Source organism: Pseudomonas sp. FA117, assembly GCF_057370475.1.
Genome location: NZ_CM170675.1, coordinates 3,292,286 through 3,309,308 on the forward strand (window position 1 = coordinate 3,292,286; position 17,023 = coordinate 3,309,308).

15 protein-coding genes are annotated in these 17,023 nt (G+C 65.6%); 6 read left to right on the forward strand and 9 right to left on the reverse strand.

The window, feature by feature from the left end; genetic code table 11:
• Positions 1-90 precede the first annotated feature (90 nt).
• Positions 91-1,833 (forward strand): hypothetical protein, encoded by a 1,743-nt coding sequence (locus tag AC1TXO_RS15190; RefSeq protein ID WP_486402510.1) that lies wholly within the window; start codon positions 91-93, stop codon positions 1,831-1,833.
• Here the strand turns inward: AC1TXO_RS15190 and AC1TXO_RS15195 are convergent.
• The 4 genes from AC1TXO_RS15195 to AC1TXO_RS15210 are packed head-to-tail and all read right to left on the reverse strand — an operon-like array spanning position 1,828 to position 4,670.
• On the reverse strand, positions 1,828-2,562 hold the full coding sequence (locus AC1TXO_RS15195; protein ID WP_486402511.1) for an amino acid ABC transporter ATP-binding protein: 735 nt from the start codon (positions 2,560-2,562) through the stop codon (positions 1,828-1,830). The genes AC1TXO_RS15190 and AC1TXO_RS15195 overlap by 6 nt on opposite strands.
• Positions 2,549-3,196, reverse strand: a complete 648-nt coding sequence (locus tag AC1TXO_RS15200; RefSeq protein ID WP_486402512.1) for an amino acid ABC transporter permease — start codon at positions 3,194-3,196, stop codon at positions 2,549-2,551. Before AC1TXO_RS15200 ends, AC1TXO_RS15195 begins: the two co-directional genes overlap by 14 nt.
• On the reverse strand, positions 3,197-3,862 hold the full coding sequence (locus AC1TXO_RS15205) for an amino acid ABC transporter permease (protein ID WP_486402513.1): 666 nt from the start codon (positions 3,860-3,862) through the stop codon (positions 3,197-3,199).
• Between the two features lie 22 nt (positions 3,863-3,884).
• Positions 3,885-4,670, reverse strand: coding sequence for a transporter substrate-binding domain-containing protein (locus AC1TXO_RS15210; protein ID WP_486402514.1), 786 nt, complete (start codon positions 4,668-4,670; stop codon positions 3,885-3,887).
• Positions 4,671-4,948: 278 nt separating this feature from the next.
• Here AC1TXO_RS15210 and AC1TXO_RS15215 point away from each other — a divergent pair, with 278 nt between their 5' ends.
• Entirely contained in the window at positions 4,949-5,632 is a 684-nt protein-coding gene (locus AC1TXO_RS15215) for a FadR/GntR family transcriptional regulator (RefSeq protein WP_486402515.1), read from the forward strand.
• A gap of 157 nt (positions 5,633-5,789) precedes the next feature.
• A complete protein-coding gene (locus AC1TXO_RS15220; protein WP_486402516.1) occupies positions 5,790-7,112 on the forward strand; it encodes an MFS transporter in 1,323 nt (440 codons plus the stop codon).
• Positions 7,113-7,145: 33 nt separating this feature from the next.
• Here the strand turns inward: AC1TXO_RS15220 and AC1TXO_RS15225 are convergent, their stop codons facing one another.
• Genes AC1TXO_RS15225 through AC1TXO_RS15235 form a run of 3 tightly spaced genes read right to left on the reverse strand, consistent with a single transcriptional unit; the run spans position 7,146 to position 12,756 of the window.
• Positions 7,146-10,277: an efflux RND transporter permease subunit gene (locus AC1TXO_RS15225; RefSeq protein ID WP_486402517.1), complete on the reverse strand. Its 3,132-nt coding sequence runs from the start codon at positions 10,275-10,277 to the stop codon at positions 7,146-7,148.
• 14 nt (positions 10,278-10,291) lie between these two features.
• Positions 10,292-11,512 carry an efflux RND transporter periplasmic adaptor subunit gene (locus AC1TXO_RS15230; RefSeq protein ID WP_486402518.1) on the reverse strand — a complete coding sequence of 407 codons (1,221 nt, stop codon included), beginning with the start codon at positions 11,510-11,512 and terminating at the stop codon, positions 10,292-10,294.
• Positions 11,513-11,559: 47 nt separating this feature from the next.
• Positions 11,560-12,756 carry a TolC family protein gene (locus AC1TXO_RS15235; protein WP_486406847.1) on the reverse strand — a complete coding sequence of 399 codons (1,197 nt, stop codon included), beginning with the start codon at positions 12,754-12,756 and terminating at the stop codon, positions 11,560-11,562.
• A gap of 242 nt (positions 12,757-12,998) precedes the next feature.
• On the opposite strand from AC1TXO_RS15235, the gene AC1TXO_RS15240 reads away from it, so the two are divergent.
• Positions 12,999-13,889, forward strand: a complete 891-nt coding sequence (locus AC1TXO_RS15240) for a shikimate dehydrogenase (protein WP_486402519.1) — start codon at positions 12,999-13,001, stop codon at positions 13,887-13,889.
• A 17-nt stretch (positions 13,890-13,906) separates the two neighbouring features.
• On the opposite strand, the gene AC1TXO_RS15245 is transcribed toward AC1TXO_RS15240, so the two are convergent.
• Both AC1TXO_RS15245 and AC1TXO_RS15250 read right to left on the reverse strand, forming a co-directional pair.
• Positions 13,907-14,476, reverse strand: a complete 570-nt coding sequence (locus AC1TXO_RS15245; protein ID WP_486402520.1) for a redoxin domain-containing protein — start codon at positions 14,474-14,476, stop codon at positions 13,907-13,909.
• Entirely contained in the window at positions 14,466-14,741 is a 276-nt protein-coding gene (locus AC1TXO_RS15250; RefSeq protein ID WP_486402521.1) for a DUF2790 domain-containing protein, read from the reverse strand. Before AC1TXO_RS15250 ends, AC1TXO_RS15245 begins: the two co-directional genes overlap by 11 nt.
• A gap of 219 nt (positions 14,742-14,960) precedes the next feature.
• On the opposite strand from AC1TXO_RS15250, the gene AC1TXO_RS15255 reads away from it, so the two are divergent.
• Together AC1TXO_RS15255 and AC1TXO_RS15260 are read left to right on the forward strand one after the other, a co-directional pair.
• Positions 14,961-15,701: a response regulator gene (locus AC1TXO_RS15255; RefSeq protein ID WP_486402522.1), complete on the forward strand. Its 741-nt coding sequence runs from the start codon at positions 14,961-14,963 to the stop codon at positions 15,699-15,701.
• Entirely contained in the window at positions 15,698-16,987 is a 1,290-nt protein-coding gene (locus AC1TXO_RS15260) for a sensor histidine kinase (protein WP_486402523.1), read from the forward strand. The genes AC1TXO_RS15255 and AC1TXO_RS15260 overlap by 4 nt, the downstream gene beginning before the upstream one ends.
• Positions 16,988-17,023: the final 36 nt, after the last annotated feature.

Below are 17,023 nucleotides of genomic sequence, written 5' to 3' on the forward strand. Positions count from 1 at the left end.
ATCACGGCGCAACTGACAAATCTGCCAGTTGTTGACGTCGGGATTGCAGTCATAGAGTCCGCAGGAATACCCCTGCCGGAGCGTTGAGACATGCCAGATAACCAAGGGCCTCTCCCTTACCTATGGCTGCTGTCAGGACTGCTGGTCAGCCCACTGACCGTCGCCGGCGCCTCAAACATGGAACAAGGGGCGGAAGGTATCATCGAGGTCGCACCCGCGGGCATTCTTGACCAGTCAGCAATGGATGCCGCCGGCCAGATGTCGCTGATAGAGCGGCTCAACTCACGCTACAAAAGCAGCGTGCAAAGCTGCGATGGCGGTACCTCGGCGCTGGAGTGCAGCGGTATCGTCCTGCGCCGTTCTCGCTTCAATACTGGCTTCGATTTCTGGACCCACAGCCCTGCTGCCAGAAAGCTCGAATCGGTGACCTTCTCCTGGCTGCGGGCAGATGGAAACAGCAAGAGCCAAGATCTGTTCAGCGGGTTCATTTTCATGGACAACGTCAGCGCTCGCGCAAAAGGATATGCCACCCAGACGCCGCGCTGCATCTACCCATTCATGGCCGGTACGCAAAACGCCGGACGCACGCTCAAGGGTTGCGGCCCGACAGAAACTCAGAGTACGCAATGCCAGGCCGAAGTCACCAGTACAGCGTCGGCATGGAAAGATCATTTTGAAAGCAATAACTCGGATCGCAGCAAGCAATGCGCACTGAATGCCGAAGCTCCCGTGCAACTGATGATCAGCCTGCAAGCACGCAAAGATAACGAAGACAAGGCCAAGTCATACGGCAACGAACTGTTGATCCCCACATGGGACGATACCCGCCCCAGAGAATTACCGATCGAAGCATTTTTCTACAACGTCGCCGAAGACGACGCGTTCGGCTCGGCACTACAACTGCGAAAAGCCTTCTACAACGGCACCTCCCGCCTGCTACCCATCGTCGGCCTGAACCTTGCTGCGACCGACAACAAGATTTTTACAGAGCTGACCAAAACCCAACAAGGGGAGGCAACCGCAAGCGCGTTGACACTGCGCTACAACAACACGGCCACGAATTGTGGCAACAAGGCAAGCTTGTACTGTAACGGCGTGATCCTGCGCACCACCACCTACGCCACGACGTTCCACGCATGGAACCCCAGCGACAAATCGGTGAAGTCCCGCGGTGTATCGTTCTCTTACCTCAGAAAGGATCTGGGGATCAAGGTGCTGGCCTGGAATACGCTTTACCAAGGGCTGATCTTCAGGGAGCTGGACAGCGTTTCCGAGCCGAACATCTATAACATCACGCCGCTATGCATGTACCCAACCGACGGCGCAAGCTGGAATCGAAACTCGCAGGGCTGCGGTGCCAACGAAACATACCCTGCCGCCAGCCGAAAATGTGTCGATCAGAACATCGACGACCTGAACAAGTTGAAAGCCCATTTCGAGCACGAGAAGGAAAGCGAGGCGGATAAGAAGAAGTATTTCAACACGCGCAACGTGTATCAGTGCAGTCTGGGCGTGGACATCGCCGCATTCACCCTGGCCAGCGAATCCCGCAAGGCCATGCTCAACACCCAACAGCACCGGCACCATAACGAATTGATGGTCGCCACCTGGCCGCAGAACATCCCTGAACTGCTGCCCTTGGAAGCGTTCTTCTATCAGAGCAACGATCCTACACCTGACGCGCTCAACCAGGCCAAGGGCATGCAACGGGACCTGATGACTACCAAGCAACTGTGGAGGCCGGTGATCCGCGTCGATTTGAACGCTGCTCCTGCAAACGTATTCACATACCGCATTCAGGATCAGATTCCTGACCCTCCTGCAGGTTCATGACGAAGCCGTCATGCCGATGAAGTTCGCCAGCTCCGCCGTGCGCGGGGCAGCGAACAGCGCACCTGGATCGCCCACTTCGTGCACCTTGCCCTGGTGCATGAACACCAGTTTGTCGCCGACCTCGCGGGCGAAGCGCATCTCGTGGGTGACCATGATCAGGGTCATGCCCTCGCTGGCCAACTGCCGCACCACCCCCAGCACTTCATTGACCAGCTCCGGGTCCAGCGCCGAGGTGATCTCGTCGCACAGCAGCACCTTGGGCGACATCGCCAGGGCGCGGGCGATCGCCACCCGCTGCTGCTGGCCGCCGGAGAGACGATCCGGGTAGGCGTCGAACTTCTCCGCCAGCCCTACACGTGCCAGCATCTGCGCGGCCACCTCCCGCGCCTCGGCCTTGCTGGCCTTTTTCACCACCTGCGGCGCCAACATCACGTTCTCACCCACGGTGAGGTGTGGAAACAGGTTGAACTGCTGGAACACCATGCCGACCTTCTGGCGCAGCGAACGCAGGTCGGCGCGGCTGGCGTCCAGGTATTCACCGTCCACCTCGATCACCCCGTCGCTGATCGACTCCAGGCCATTCAAGGTCCGCAGGAAAGTGCTCTTGCCCGAGCCGCTGCGGCCGATGATGGCGACCACCTCGCCCTCTTCGATACTCAGGTCGACCCCCTTGAGCACATGGTTGTCGCCGTAGTACTTGTGCAGCGCGGACACTCTAAGCAGGGGCATGCAGCCTCCTTTCCAGATAACGGGCGCTCAGCGAGAGCGGATAGCAGAGGATGAAATAGCCCAGCGCCACCAGGCCGTAGACCATGAAGGGCTCGAAGGTGGCGTTGGCGATCATGCCGCCGGTCTTGGTCAGCTCGGTGAAGCCGATGATCGAGGTCACGGCGGTGCCCTTGACCACCTGCACCGAAAAGCCCACGGTCGGGGCGATGGCAATGCGCATCGCCTGGGGCAGGATGACGTGACGCAGTTGCTCCAGCCGGCTCAGGGCCAGGCTGCCGGACGCCTCCCATTGCCCCCGTGGAATCGACTCCACGCAACCGCGCCAGATCTCGGCCAGGAACGCGCTGGTGAACAGGGTCAGGGCAATGGCCGCCGCCATCCAGGCCGAGACATCGACCCCCAGCAGCGCGATGCCGAAGAACACCATGAACAGCTGCATCAGCAACGGCGTGCCCTGAAACAGCTCGATGTAGGCGCGTGCCAGTCGCCGGGGCACGTTGCGTTCGGAAATACGCCCGACCAGCACCAGCAATCCGGCCAGACCACCGCAGGCGAAGGCCACCAGCGACAAGGCCAGCGTCCACTGCAGGCCGGTCAGCAGGTTGCGCACGATGTCCCAGAAGGTGAAGTCCATTCAGCGTTTCCCCATCAGCAGGCGCTGCCCGATCCAGGCCAGCAACTGGCGCACGACGATCGCCATCAGCAGGTACAGGAGCGTGGTCAGCAGGTAGGTCTCGAAGGCGCGAAAGTTGCGTGACTGGATGAAGTTGGCGGCGAACGACAGCTCCTCGGTGGCGATCTGCGAACAGACCGCCGAACCGAGCATGACGATGACGATCTGGCTGGTCAGTGCCGGCCAGACCTTGGCCAGTGCTGGACGCAGGACCACATGCCGGAACGCCTCGAAGCGGGTCATGGCCAGCGCGGCCGCCGCCTCGAGCTGGCCCTTGGGAATCGCCTGGATACCGGCGCGGATGATCTCGGTTGAGTAGGCGCCGAGGTTGACCACCATCGCCAGCACCGCCGCCTGCCACTCGCTCAGGCGCACGCCCAGCGCGGGCAGGCCGAAGAAGATGAAGAACAGCTGGACGATGAACGGCGTATTGCGGATCAACTCCACGTACAAGCCGAACAGCAGGTCGAAGGGGCGCAGGCGCCAGGCCCGTACCGCAGCACCGACTACACCGATGGCAAGGCCAAGCAGCGTGCCGACCGCGGTAAGTTGCAGGGTGAACCAGGCGCCCTTGAGCAACAGGTCACCCTGGGCGAGCACCGGGGCGAAGTCGAATTGATAAGCCATGAACAGGGATTCCAGCGGCGGCTCAGAGGTCGGCCGGCAGCGGTTGCTTGAGCCATTTCTCGGCGTTGCGGTTCAGGCTGCCATCGGCCTTGGCCGCCGCCAGCGTGGTGTTGACCTTCTCCAGCAGCGCCGCCTCGTTCTTGGCCACCCCTACGTACACCGGTGAATCCTTGAGCTTGACCTTGACCACTGGCACCTTGGCCGGGTTCTTCTCGGCAATGGCCGACATCACCACGCTGCCACTGGCAATCAGCTGGACCTGGCCGGACAGGTAGGCGGCGATGGTCGAGTTGTTGTCCTCGAAGCGCTTGATCACCGCATCCTTGGGCGCCACGGCGGTGAGGGCCATGTCCTCGATCGAGCCCCGGGTGACGCTGATGGTCTTGCCGGCCACCGCAGCGATATCGTCGATTTGCGCCTCGGCCGGGCCGAACACGGCCAGATAGAAGGGGGCATAGGGCCTGGAGAAATCGAGCACTGCCTCACGCTCGGGGTTCTTGCCCAGGCTCGAAATCACCAGGTCGACCTTGCCGGTGGTGAGGAACGGAATACGGTTGGTGCTGTTGACCGGGGTCAGGGCCAGCTTGACGCCGAGCTTGTCGGCCAGCAGCTGTGCGGTGTCGATGTCCAGGCCACGGGGTTTCATGTCCGGGCCGACCGAACCGAAGGGCGGGAAATCCTGGGGCACGGCGACCTTGAGTACGCCACGGGCGCTGATATCGGCCAGCGCATCGGCCTGGGCCAACGGCAGGGCCAGGCTGGAGCCACAGAACAGGGTCGCCAGAAGCAGGGAGCGGAACGTCGTCATTGCAAGGCCTCGCAGGCATTCGTGTGAAGGAACTGGGCAGACCTTTGCAGGGGCCATGCCAGTGTGCCGCGCACGTCGCTGCAAGAGCGCTCGAGGCCCATGGCTGCACGGTCTTACTGGTCTGAACAGTCAACCCACGCGCGATTGCACGTCGCTGCTGCACGCCCCGCTTTCGTGCAGTGCCTGCGGCACCTGCGCCAGCTTGGCGCAAGGCTTGCCAGCGCGGCTGCTTCACCGTAAAACGTCAGCGTCATCGCCTTCCGACTGGTCTGAACAGCATGCTCGACACCCTCCCCCGCGCCGTCCCGGAACTGGCCCTGCAGGCCATCCGCAAGCTCATCGACGAAGGCGGCTACCAGCCGGGTGATGCGCTGCCCTCGCAACGTGACCTGGCCGAGCGGCTCGGTGTCAGTCGCGCGTCGCTGCGCGAGGCGCTGTCGTCGCTCAGCGCCCTGGGGTTGGTCAGCGTTCAGCCGGGCAAGGGTGTGTTCGTGCAAAGCCCGGCGCCCAGCGGTTTCGCCTGGCCTTATGCCGAGCAGGTGTCGGCCGCCGATACCTTCCAGTTGCGCTACGCGCTGGAGGGCTTCGCTGCCGGGCAGGCGGCACTGGCCTTGACCACCGACCACATCGACCGGCTCCAGGCCAATGTCGAGGCGATGCGCGTCGAATTGCGCGAGGGCCGCTTCGAAAGCGCCGCCCGGCTGGACTTCGAGTTCCACCAGTTGCTGCTCCAGGCCTGCGGCAACCGGGCGATGCTGCAAGTGATCACCACCGGCCAGGACATCTTCCTCGAGAGCCAGAAACTGCCGTTCATCCGCCCGGAGCGGGCCATGGAAACCTGGCAGGAACACCGCAAGATCCTCAAGGCCCTGGAACGCAGGTCGCAGGCCGGGGCGCAACGGGCGATGCAGGAGCACATCCGCAATGCAGCGTCGCGCACCGGCGTGGTGTTCAGCGGCTGACCCGAGCGGTAGCTGCGGTCGAAACAGATATTCCGGTGTCGCCCTCAAGGATGCACGGCATCACGCCCTCCGCTCTACTGGCCCTGACAACCAGACGACCCGGCATGACCGGGTCCATACCCCGCCAGGCTGCCTATGACAACCGGAGAGCATGCGCATGTCTGTATCCCCTGAGGTATCCCCCGCCACCCTGCGTCGGGTGATCGCCGCATCGGCCATCGGCAATTTCGTCGAGTGGTTCGACTTCGCCGTGTATGGCTTTCTCGCCACGCTGATCGCCAGCCAGTTCTTTGCCAGCCAGGACGCCAGTGTCGCGCTGCTCAAGACCTTCGCCGTGTTCGCCGTGGCCTTCGCCCTGCGCCCGCTGGGCGGGATCGTCTTCGGTGCACTGGGCGACCGCCTGGGGCGCAAGCGCATCCTGTCGCTGACCATCCTGCTGATGGCCGGCTCCACCACGCTGATCGGCCTGCTGCCGACCTACGCCAGCATCGGTATCGCCGCCCCGGTCCTGCTGACCTTGGCGCGCTGCCTGCAGGGCTTTTCGGCCGGCGGCGAATACGCCGGCGCCTGCGCCTACCTGATGGAGCATGCACCGCGCGACAAACGCGCCTTCTACGGCAGTTTCGTGCCGGTCTCGACCTTTTCCGCGTTCGCCTGTGCGGCGGTGATCGCCTATGCCCTGGAAGCCAGCCTGACGCCCGAGGCCATGAACAGCTGGGGCTGGCGCGTGCCGTTCCTGATCGCTGCCCCGCTGGGCCTGGTCGGACTTTATTTGCGCTGGCGCATGGAGGAAACCCCGGCGTTTCGCGAGGCCATGGCCGAGGGACGCCAGCACGAGCACTCTCCTCTCAAGGACACGCTGCGCAATCACGGTCGGGCGATCCGCAACCTGGGCGCGTTCATTTCGCTGACTGCGCTGTCGTTCTACATGTTCACCACCTACTTCGCCACCTACCTGCAACTGGTGGGCAACCTCAGCCGAGCCCAGTCGCTGCTGGTGACCACCGTGGCGCTGCTGTTCGCCGCCGCCGGCTGCCCCCTGGCAGGTGCCTTCTCCGACAAGGTCGGACGCCGCCGGACCATCGGCTTCACCTGCCTCTGGGTGATGGTCTGCGTATTCCCGGCCTACTGGCTGGCCAGTTCCGGTTCGATGTCGGGGGCATTGCTGGGGGTGATCCTGCTGGCGGTGGGCGCACTGTCCAGTGGTGTGGTGACCGCAGCGCTGCTCTCGGAAAGCTTCCCGACCCGCACCCGCTATACCGCCTCGGCGATCACCTACAACGTGGCCTATACCCTGTTCGGCGGGACCGCCCCGCTGGTGGCGACCTGGCTGATCGGCCAGACCGGCAGCAGCCTGGCGCCCGCGTTCTACCTGGTGGTGATCGCCCTGGTGGCGCTGGTTGGCGGCCTGGCGCTGCCGGAAACCTCACGGATTTCCCTGCACGAGGAAAACCTGGGGAGCCAGCCGGCTTCGGCCTGACGCCCCTTTCAAGAGGCCGCTGGGCGGCCTCGTTCAATCCTCCTCGCGGCGGTAGGCCCAGCGGTACAGCGCCGGCAGCACCAGCAGGGTCAGCGCCGTCGACGACAGGATCCCGCCGATCACCACCGTCGCCAGCGGCCGCTGCACCTCGGCCCCCGTGCCGGTAGCCAGGGCCATGGGGATGAACCCCAGCGACGCCACCAGTGCGGTCATCAACACCGGCCGCAGGCGCGTCAACGCCCCCTCCTCGACCGCCATACGCAGCGACCGCCCTTCCTCGCGCAGGCTACGGATGAAGGCGATCATCACCAGGCCGTTGAGCACCGCCACGCCCGACAGCGCGATGAAGCCGACCCCGGCCGAGATCGACAGGGGAATGTCGCGCAACCACAGCGCCAGCACCCCACCGGTCAGGGCGAAGGGGATGCCGGTGAACACCAGCAAGCCGTCGCGCAGGTTGTTGAACATCATCAGCAGCAGGGCCATGACCAGCAGCAAGGAGACCGGCACCACCACCCGCAGACGCTCGGCCGCCGACTGCAACTGCTCGAACTGACCACCCCAGCGCGTCCAGTATCCTGGCGGGATCGGCACCTGCTCGATCAAGGTCTGCCCGGCCTGCTCGACGAACGAGCCCAGGTCGCGTCCGCGCACGTTGGCGCTGACCACCACCACGCGCTTGCCATCTTCGCGACTGACCTGGTTCGGCCCCAACTGCAGGTTCAGGCTCGCCACCTGCGACAACGGGATGAAACCGATCTGCGTCGTGCCGGCACTGGCCGGCACCGGAATCAGCAGGTTCGCCAACCCGTCCACATCGGTGCGCAGCGCTTCGGACAGGCGTACCACCATGTCGAATCGCCGGTCCCCCTCGTACAGCGTGCCGGCCTTGCGGCCACCCACGGCAATGGCCACCGCATCCTGCACTTGGGCGACGTTCAAACCATGGCGTGCGGCCTTGTCGCGATCGATGTCGATGGTCAGCACCGGCAGCCCGGTGGTCTGCTCGACCTTGACCTCCGAAGCCCCCGGCACCTGCTGCAAGGCTGCGGCAATCTTCGCCGCCGTGGCGTTGAGCACGTCCATGTCGTCGCCGAACACCTTCACCGCCACATCACTGCGCACACCGGAGATCAGCTCGTTGAAGCGCAGCTGGATAGGTTGCGACAGCTCGTGGTTGCTGCCCGGCACGCTGGCGGCGGCCTGTTGCACCTCGGCGATCAGCGCCTCGCGCGGCTTGCCCGGGTCGCGCCACTGCTCGCGCGGCTTGAGCATCACATAGGCGTCGGAAATGTTCGGCGGCATCGGGTCCGAGGCGATCTCGGCGGTGCCGGTACGGGCAAAGACCCGCTCGACCTCCGGCACCTGGGTGATGATTGCCCGCTCCAGGCGCTGCTGCATGTCCACCGACTGGCTCAGGCTGGTACCCGGCACCCGCAACGACTGCAAGGCGAAATCGCCCTCGCTGAGGCTGGGAATGAACTCGCTGCCCATGCGGCTGGCCACCACCCCCGAAAGCAGCACCAGGCCGGCCGCCAGGGCGAACGCCAGCCTGTGCCGGCGCAACACCCAGGCGAGCACCGGGGCATAACGCTGGCGAGCCGTGCGCATGATCACCCCTTCCTCCTCCTTGACCTTGCCGGTCACGAACAGCGCGATGGCCGCCGGCACGAAGGTCACCGAGAGGATCATCGCGCCCAGCAGGGCCATGACCACGGTGAAGGCCATGGGGTGGAACATCTTGCCCTCGACCCCCGTCAGGGCAAAGATCGGCAGGTACACCACCATGATGATCAGTTGCCCGTAGATCAGCGGCCGGCGTGCTTCGCGGGCGGCGGCAAACACTTCGTGGAAGCGCTCGGCGCGGGTCAGCATGCGTCCGTGCCTGTGCTGGGCATGGGCCAGGCGGCGGATCGCGTTCTCGACGATCACCACCGCACCGTCGACGATGATGCCGAAGTCCAGCGCCCCCAGGCTCATCAGGTTGGCGCTGACCTTGTTGGCGAACATCCCGGTGAAGGTGAACAGCATCGACAGCGGGATGACCATCGCCGTGATCAGCGCAGCGCGGATGTTGCCCAGGAACAGGAACAACACGGCCACCACCAGGATCGCGCCCTCGATCAGGTTCTTCTTCACCGTGGCGATGGCCTTCTCCACCAGGTTGGTGCGGTCGTACACCGTTACCGCCTCCACGCCCCTGGGCAGGCTGCGGTTGATCTCGGCAAGCTTCGCCGCCACCGCCTGGGACACCGTGCGGCTGTTCTCGCCGATCAGCATGAACACGGTACCCAGCACCACCTCACGACCGTTTTCGGTGGCGGCGCCGGACCGCAGCTCCTCGCCCAGCCCGACCTGGGCCACGTGGCTGACGCGGATCGGCGCACCATCGGCGCTGGAAATCACGATGTTGGCGATGTCCTCGACCGACGCCACCTGGCCCGGCGCACGTACCAGCAGCTGTTCGCCGTTGCGCTCGATGGCTCCGGCACCGACGTTGGCGTTGTTGCCTTGCAGGGCAGCGATCAGGTCATCGAGGGTCAGCTTGTAGGCCGCCAGGCGCTTGGGATCAGGCGCGATCAGGTATTGCTTGGCGTGGCCACCGATGCTGTTGACCTCGGCCACACCGGGCACGTTGCGCAGCTGCGGCTTGATGATCCAGTCCTGGATCACCCGCAGGTCGGTGGCGGTATAGGGTGTACCGTCTTCCTTGAGCGCACCGTCGCGGGCCTCGACCGTCCACAGGAAGATTTCCCCGAGGCCGGTCGAGATCGGCCCCATCGCCGCCTCGATGCCTTCGGGCAACTGCTCGCGGGCCACCTGCAGGCGCTCGTTGACCAGTTGCCGGGCAAAGAAGATGTCGGTGGCGTCGTCGAAGATCACCGTCACCTGCGACAACCCCGAACGCGACAGCGAGCGGGTCTGCTTGAGCCCGGGCAGGCCGGCCATGGCGGTTTCGATGGCGTAGGTGATGCGCTGCTCGGTCTCCAGCGGCGAATAGCCGGGGGCCGCAGTGTTGATCTGTACCTGCACGTTGGTGATGTCGGGCACGGCGTCGATCGGCAGTTTCTGGTAGCTGTGGATGCCCACGGCGGCCATCAGCACCACGGCGAGCATCACCACCAGGCGCTGCTCGATGGCGAATTGGATGAGGCGTTCGAACATGACGGATTCCCGGATCAGTGGCTGTGCTCGGCCGAGCCTTTGCCCAGCTCGGACTTGAGGACGAAGCTGCCGGCCGCCGCCACCTGAGTGCCACTGGCCAGGCCTTCGCTGATTTCGACGAAGCCGCCATCACGGCGGCCCAGGCTGACCGGCAGCGCCTGGAAGCCTTCGTCGGTGCGGGCGAACACCACACTGCGTTCCTCGAGGGTCTGCACGGCGATCTGCGGCACCACCACCGCCGCCTCGGTACGCTCGACGGTGACCGCGATGTTGACGAACAGCCCCGGTCGCCATGCACCGTTGGGGTTGGCCAGGGTGGCGCGGGCGGTGGCGGCACGGTTCTGCTCGCCCAACAGGTTGCCGACGTAGTTGACGGTGCCCTCGACCTGCGCATCGAGGTCCGGCGAGCTGACGGTCACCGCGCGACCGCTGGTGACCTTGTCGAGGTCGCGTGGGGTCACGGCGAAAGTGGCCCAGACCCGGTTGAGGTCCGACAGGGTGAAGGCATTGCTGGTCTCGCTGACCACCTCGCCCACGGTGAGGTGTTTTTCCACCACCACGGCATCGAACGGCGCCCGCAGTTCATAGCGGTTGCCAGCCCCGGCCGGGGCCACGGCCGCGACTTTCTGCCCGGCGTTGGCCAGGGCGATCTCGGCCTCCTGCAATACCTGCCGGGCCTGCAGGTAGTCCTGCTCGGCGCTGATGCGCTCCCGCCACAGTTGCTGCTCGCGCTCGAAGGTCAGGCGCGCCAGCTCGACCCGGCGCCGGGCCGCCTGCTGCTCGCTGCGCAGCTCGGAAATCTGCTGGCTGGCGATGACGGCCAGCACCTGGCCACGCTTGACCGGCTGGCCGAGGTCGGCCTGCACCGACTCGACCACCCCGGGAACCCGGGGCACCACGTGCGCGGTGCGGTCTTCGTCGAAACGGATCTCGCCGGGGAAGCTGATCGAGCTGCCCAGGGCGCGCGGACCGGCGGTGACCAGCTGGACACCGGCAGCCTCGATCTGCGCAGCTGAAAGGTGCAACTGGCCCTCCTCGTCATGGCTTTGCTCGCCTGCACCTGCTTTTTCACTGCCGTGGTCATGGCCGTCATTGCCATGCGCATCGTTGCCATGCTCGTCGTGGCCGGCCTCGCTGGCCTTGCCGGGGGCGAGGTTGCCGGTCCAGGCCAACCCGCCGACGCCGATCACGGCGATCAGGGTGGCAAGGAGGGCGAACTTGCGGGTGGTGTTCATGGGGGCTCCTGCTGCAAATGAAGAAAGTGAAACGCTCGATTCGCGGCTCAGCGCCCGGCATCCAGCTGGCCATAGATCCGCTCGACCTGCGCCCGGGCGTCGATCGCCGAAGCCAGGGCGTCGAGGTACTGGCCACGGGCGTCGATCAGCGTGCGCTGGGCGTCGAGCACATCGAGAAAGGCGAATTTGCCGCGCTCGAAGCCGCGCGTGGCGGTGTCGACCGCCTGGCGTGCCGAGGGCAGGATGGTGCGGTCGTAGGCCTCGACCTCGGCCATGGCCATGGCCCACTGGCTCAGCGCGCTGCGGGTGTCGCTGCGCAAGCGCAGCTCGACCGCGTTGCGCAGGTCACGGGCCTGGTCGGCGCGGCGCGCAGCCGCCAGCACGTTGCCCTGGTTGCGGTCGAACAACGGCAGGGGCATGGACAACCCGACCACGTTGACCCGCTCGCGGTCCTCGCGGCTGTACTGACTGCCCAGGCTGACAGTCAGGTTGGGAATGCGCTGGGCCTTTTCCGAACCCAGCGCGGCGTCACCGCGTTCGATCTGCGCCGCCGCCAGGCGCCATTCGGCGGTCTGCTCGACCTTGGCCAGCAAGGCATCGGCCTGCGGCGCAGGGCCCGGCGACAGCGTACTGCCATCCAGCTGGCCGAACGAAACCTGGGCGCTGCCGGTCAGGCGCGCCAGGGCCTGCCAGGCCACCACCCGATCCGCTTCGGCGCGGCGCAGTTGGGCCTGGGCCTGGGCCAACTGCACCTCGGCGCGGGTGGCCTCGACCGGCGACGACTGCCCGGCTGCAACCCGCGCCTGCGCGACGCGCACACCGCGCTCGGTCAGCACCCTGGACTGTTCAGCCAGTTCCACAGCCGTCTGCGCCCGCAACGCAGCATGAAACGCCTGGGTGACATCGGCACGCAGGCCATTGCCCTGGCGCTCCAGCTCGAGCCGGGCGATGTCCTGCCCGGCCTTGGCCACCTCGACCCGCGCACCGCGCTTGCCGCCCAGCTCCAGCGGCTGACTGAGCATGACCGTGGTGGTGCTGGTGTCGCGGCGAGTGTCTTCGCGCTCCCAGGACAACTCAGGGTTGGGCAACAGACCGGCCTGGCGCCGCTCGCCATCGGCGATACCGAGCTCCTGGCGCACGGCGGCCAGCTCGGGGTTGTCGGCAAAGGCTGCGTCGAGCGCCTGGGGCAGGGTCAGTCCCTGTCCAGCCTGGACGACGGCAGTGGCCGACAGCAGACAGAACAGGACGAGGGGGCGGGAAAGGGTCAACGGCACGGTGTCGGGTCCTCGCGGCAGGCGTTAGCTGGCGCTGGACTCTAGGGCGCGGCGGTTATCGTGGCGGTGGCGCGAAGATTACGATTCTGTAATCAAGCCAAGGTCGCGGGCGATTATCGCCCCGATTCGAGGCTCGCAGGTCATGCAGCATTTACAAAACTAACCGGATAGTACAAAACTAGCTGAACTCACAATAGGAGAGATGCCGCCCCATGTCCTTGCCAGACGTAGAAGTTCTCGACCCCGATAGCTGCACAAAGCCGCGCAGCATACTGGCCGGGTTGATCGGGCGCGGTATCCAGGCCTCGCGCACACCGGCGCTGCACGAACACGAGGGCGATGCCCAGGCCTTGCGCTACCTGTACCGCCTGATCGACGCCGACCAGCTGGGCGTGGACGACAGCGCCCTGCCCCTTCTGCTGGACGGTGCCCAGCGCAGTGGCTTCACCGGGCTGAACATCACCTTCCCGTTCAAGCAGGCGATCCTGCCGTTGCTCGACGAGCTGTCGGAACAGGCACGCGGCATCGGCGCCGTGAACACCGTGGTGTTCAGCGACGGCAGGCGCATCGGCCACAACACCGACTGCCTGGGCTTTGCCGAAGGCCTGCGACGCGGATTGCCCGGCGTGGCCAGGCGCCAGGTGGTGCAGCTCGGTGCGGGGGGCGCAGGTTCGGCTGTGGCTCATGCCCTGCTGGCCGAAAAGGTCGAGCGCCTGGTGCTGTTCGAGGTCGACCAGGCCCGCGGCCAGGCCCTGGTGGACAACCTCAATGCCTGCTTCGGCGCAGACCGGGCGCTGCTGGGCGACGACCTGGCAGACGCCCTGGCAAGCGCCGACGGATTGGTCAACACCACACCGGTGGGCATGGCCAGGCTGCCAGGCACACCATTGCCGGTCACGCTGCTGCATCCGCGCCTGTGGGTGGCCGAGATCATCTACTTCCCGCTCGAAACCGAGTTGCTGCGTCACGCGCGGGCGCTGGGATGCCCTACCCTGGACGGCAGCACCATGGCCGTGTTCCAGGCGGTCAAGGCCTTCGAGCTGTTCAGCGGCAGGCAAGCCGACGCCGCACGGATGCAGGCGCATTTCGCCAGCCTTGGTTGACTCGCGCCTGAAGCTGCCTATGCCGAAGGCTCGGCCAGCAGTTCGCGAATCACCTGTTCCTGCCCGGCATAGTCGCCCTCGCCGAAGTGCACGTGGCGCACCTGGCCCTTGCGATCGACGAAGTAATGCGCCGGCCAGAACTGGTTGCCCCAGGCGTTCCAGATCCTGTAGTCGTTGTCCACGGCCACGGGATAGCCGATGTCCAGTGCACGCACTTTCTGCCTGAGGTTGCCCACATCGTGCTCGTAGTCGTACTCGGGCGTATGCACGCCTACCACCACCAAGCCCTGGTCGGCATAGCGCTTGGCCCACTGGTTGACGTACGGCATGCTGCGCTTGCAGTTGATGCAGTCCCAGGTCCAGAAGTCCACCAGCACCACCTTGCCCTTGAGCGCAGGCGCATCCAGCGGGGGCGAGTTGATCCAGGCCTGGGCGCCGGCCAGCGACGGCATCGGCCCCAGGTCGTCGCGCGCCAGCAGGTGACCGGCCAGGCCCAGCCCGGCCAGCGCCAGCACCACGCCGCCGACCTTGAGCCAGCGCCGGCGCCAGCGATCACCCGGCTCGAACTGCCCGCGATCAGTTGTCATGGCAACCGCCGGTGGCGTAGGTACGGTATTCGACGCTCTGTGCCTGGCCCTGCGAATCCAGATAGTCCATGCGGGTGTTGACCACACCGCAGGCATTGCTGCGATCATTCTTCACCGACAGTACGCGCTTGACGTCCAGGTGATCGCCGTAGCGGTACTGCATGGCCTGGCTGTCGGGCATCGGCTGGGTGCTGGCCTGGGCGGCGAAGGTGCCGAAGCCGAGCACGGCGAACAGGGCGGCACTGGCGAGGGTCTTGACGTTCATGGTGGATCTCCTGCGTGGGGTTCTCGGTGGGGAGCACTTCACTCCCCGGTCGAGAGCCATTTGAAGCCCGCCAGGTATCGCCCATGTGTCCAGAAACATCCGTGCTGCTTCGTTCTGTATCTGTGTCGCAGGCGGATACACTGCAATACAAACACCCGCAGGCAAGCGAGGCGCACCTCGTTACACTGCGCCCATCGCACTCATTACAGGACCGCCACGATGGAACACGTCGATCACATCCTGATCGTCGACGACGACCGCGAAATCCGCGAACTGGTCGGCAACTACCTGAAGAAGAACGGCCTGCGCACGAGCATCGTCGCCGACGGCCGACAGATGCGCAGCTTTCTCGAAGGCAACAGCGTCGACCTGATCGTGCTCGACATCATGATGCCCGGCGACGATGGCCTGCTGCTGTGTCGCGAGCTGCGCGCCGGCAAGCATCGCAACACGCCGGTGCTGATGCTCACCGCGCGCAACGACGAGACCGACCGCATCATCGGCCTGGAAATGGGCGCGGACGACTACCTGACCAAGCCCTTCTCGGCCCGTGAGCTGCTGGCGCGGATCAACGCAGTGCTGCGCCGCACGCGCATGCTGCCACCCAACCTCACCATCAGCGAAAGCAGCCGCCTGATCGCCTTCGGTCAATGGCGCCTGGACACCACCGCACGCCACCTGCTCGACGAGGAAGGTACTCTCGTGGCCCTGAGCGGTGCCGAATATCGCCTGTTGCGGGTGTTCCTCGACCATCCGCAGCGGGTGCTCAGCCGTGAACAACTGCTCAACCTCACCCAGGGTCGCGAAGCGGACATCTTCGACCGTTCCATCGACCTGCTGGTCAGCCGCCTGCGCCAGCGCCTGGGCGACGACGCGCGCGAACCCACCTGCATCAAGACCGTACGCAGCGAGGGCTACGTGTTCTCGCTGGCGGTGTCGCTGATCGAGTCGCCAGCATGAAATGGCCCGGCACGCTCGCCTCGCGCCTGGCGCTGATCTTCCTGGCCGGACTGGTGCTTGCCTACGGTTCGTCGTTCGGGCTGCAGTTCTACGAGCGCTACGTCAGCAGCCGCTCGATGATGCTGAACAACCTGGAGCTGGACGTCGCCACCTCGGTGGCCATCCTCGACCGTCTGCCTGCGGCCGAGCGCGCCGCCTGGCTGCCGCGCCTGGAGCGGCACAACTACCGCTACCGCCTGGACAAGGGTCTCGACGGCCAGGCGATGACCACTGCCGACCCACCCATGGCCGCCGAGTCGATCGTCAAGGCAATCGGCATGAGCTACCCGCTGACCTTCCAGGACATCCCCGGGCCGAACGCGCACTTCCAGGCGCACCTGACCCTCGGTGACGGGGCGCCGCTGACCATCGACGTCACCCCGGCGCCCGTGCCGCTGGCCACCTGGCTGCCGGTGGTGCTGCTGTTCCAGCTGGCGGTGCTGCTGCTGTGCACCTGGCTCGCAGTACGCCTGGCTATCGGCCCGCTGACCCGCCTGGCACAGGCCGTCGACCATCTCGACCCCGACAAGCCCGGCCCGCAACTGGACGAAAGCGGCCCGCGCGAGGTGAAGTATGCGGCGGTGGCCTTCAACGCCCTGCAGGCCCGTATCGCCGCCTATCTCAAGGAGCGCATGCAGCTGCTCGCGGCCATTTCCCATGATCTGCAAACCCCGATCACCCGCATGAAACTGCGCGTGGAGGTGATGGACGACGGCCTCGAGAAGGACAAGCTGTGGAGCGACCTGAGCGCCATGGAGCACCTGGTGCGCGAAGGCGTGGCCTATGCCCGCAGCATGGACAGCAGCACCGAGCAGCCGTGCAAGGTCAACCTCGATGCATTTCTCGACAGCCTGGTGTTCGACTACCAGGACAGCGGCGCCCGGGTCCAGCGCTGCGGCGACACCGAGACGGTGCTGCAGACGCGCCCCCATGCGCTACGCCGGGTACTGGTCAACCTGCTGGACAACGCCCTGAAGTTCGCCGGCGAAGCACGCCTGGAGGTCAGCCATGGCCAGGCCGGCGGCACCCTGATCCGGGTGCTCGACGAAGGCCCCGGGATTCCCGAGCAAGAGCTGGGCGAAGTGCTCAAGCCCTTCTACCGCGTCGAGGGCTCGCGCAACCGCAGCACCGGCGGCACCGGACTGGGGCTGGCGATCGCCCAGCAGCTGACCCAGGCCATGGGTGGTCGCCTGAGCCTGAGCAACCGTACAGGTGGCGGGCTGTGCGCCCAGGTCGAGCTGCCCTGAGCAATGTTGAAACGGGGCTCGGCCTGCAAGCTGCAG

Coding starts and splice junctions, on each gene's coding strand:
- AC1TXO_RS15190 (WP_486402510.1), top strand. CDS start 91: ATGCCAGATAACCAAGGGCCTCTCCCTTACCTATGGCTGCTGTCAGGA.
- AC1TXO_RS15195 (WP_486402511.1), bottom strand. CDS start 2,562: ATGCCCCTGCTTAGAGTGTCCGCGCTGCACAAGTACTACGGCGACAAC.
- AC1TXO_RS15200 (WP_486402512.1), bottom strand. CDS start 3,196: ATGGACTTCACCTTCTGGGACATCGTGCGCAACCTGCTGACCGGCCTG.
- AC1TXO_RS15205 (WP_486402513.1), bottom strand. CDS start 3,862: ATGGCTTATCAATTCGACTTCGCCCCGGTGCTCGCCCAGGGTGACCTG.
- AC1TXO_RS15210 (WP_486402514.1), bottom strand. CDS start 4,670: ATGACGACGTTCCGCTCCCTGCTTCTGGCGACCCTGTTCTGTGGCTCC.
- AC1TXO_RS15215 (WP_486402515.1), top strand. CDS start 4,949: ATGCTCGACACCCTCCCCCGCGCCGTCCCGGAACTGGCCCTGCAGGCC.
- AC1TXO_RS15220 (WP_486402516.1), top strand. CDS start 5,790: ATGTCTGTATCCCCTGAGGTATCCCCCGCCACCCTGCGTCGGGTGATC.
- AC1TXO_RS15225 (WP_486402517.1), bottom strand. CDS start 10,277: ATGTTCGAACGCCTCATCCAATTCGCCATCGAGCAGCGCCTGGTGGTG.
- AC1TXO_RS15230 (WP_486402518.1), bottom strand. CDS start 11,512: ATGAACACCACCCGCAAGTTCGCCCTCCTTGCCACCCTGATCGCCGTG.
- AC1TXO_RS15240 (WP_486402519.1), top strand. CDS start 12,999: ATGTCCTTGCCAGACGTAGAAGTTCTCGACCCCGATAGCTGCACAAAG.
- AC1TXO_RS15245 (WP_486402520.1), bottom strand. CDS start 14,476: ATGACAACTGATCGCGGGCAGTTCGAGCCGGGTGATCGCTGGCGCCGG.
- AC1TXO_RS15250 (WP_486402521.1), bottom strand. CDS start 14,741: ATGAACGTCAAGACCCTCGCCAGTGCCGCCCTGTTCGCCGTGCTCGGC.
- AC1TXO_RS15255 (WP_486402522.1), top strand. CDS start 14,961: ATGGAACACGTCGATCACATCCTGATCGTCGACGACGACCGCGAAATC.
- AC1TXO_RS15260 (WP_486402523.1), top strand. CDS start 15,698: ATGAAATGGCCCGGCACGCTCGCCTCGCGCCTGGCGCTGATCTTCCTG.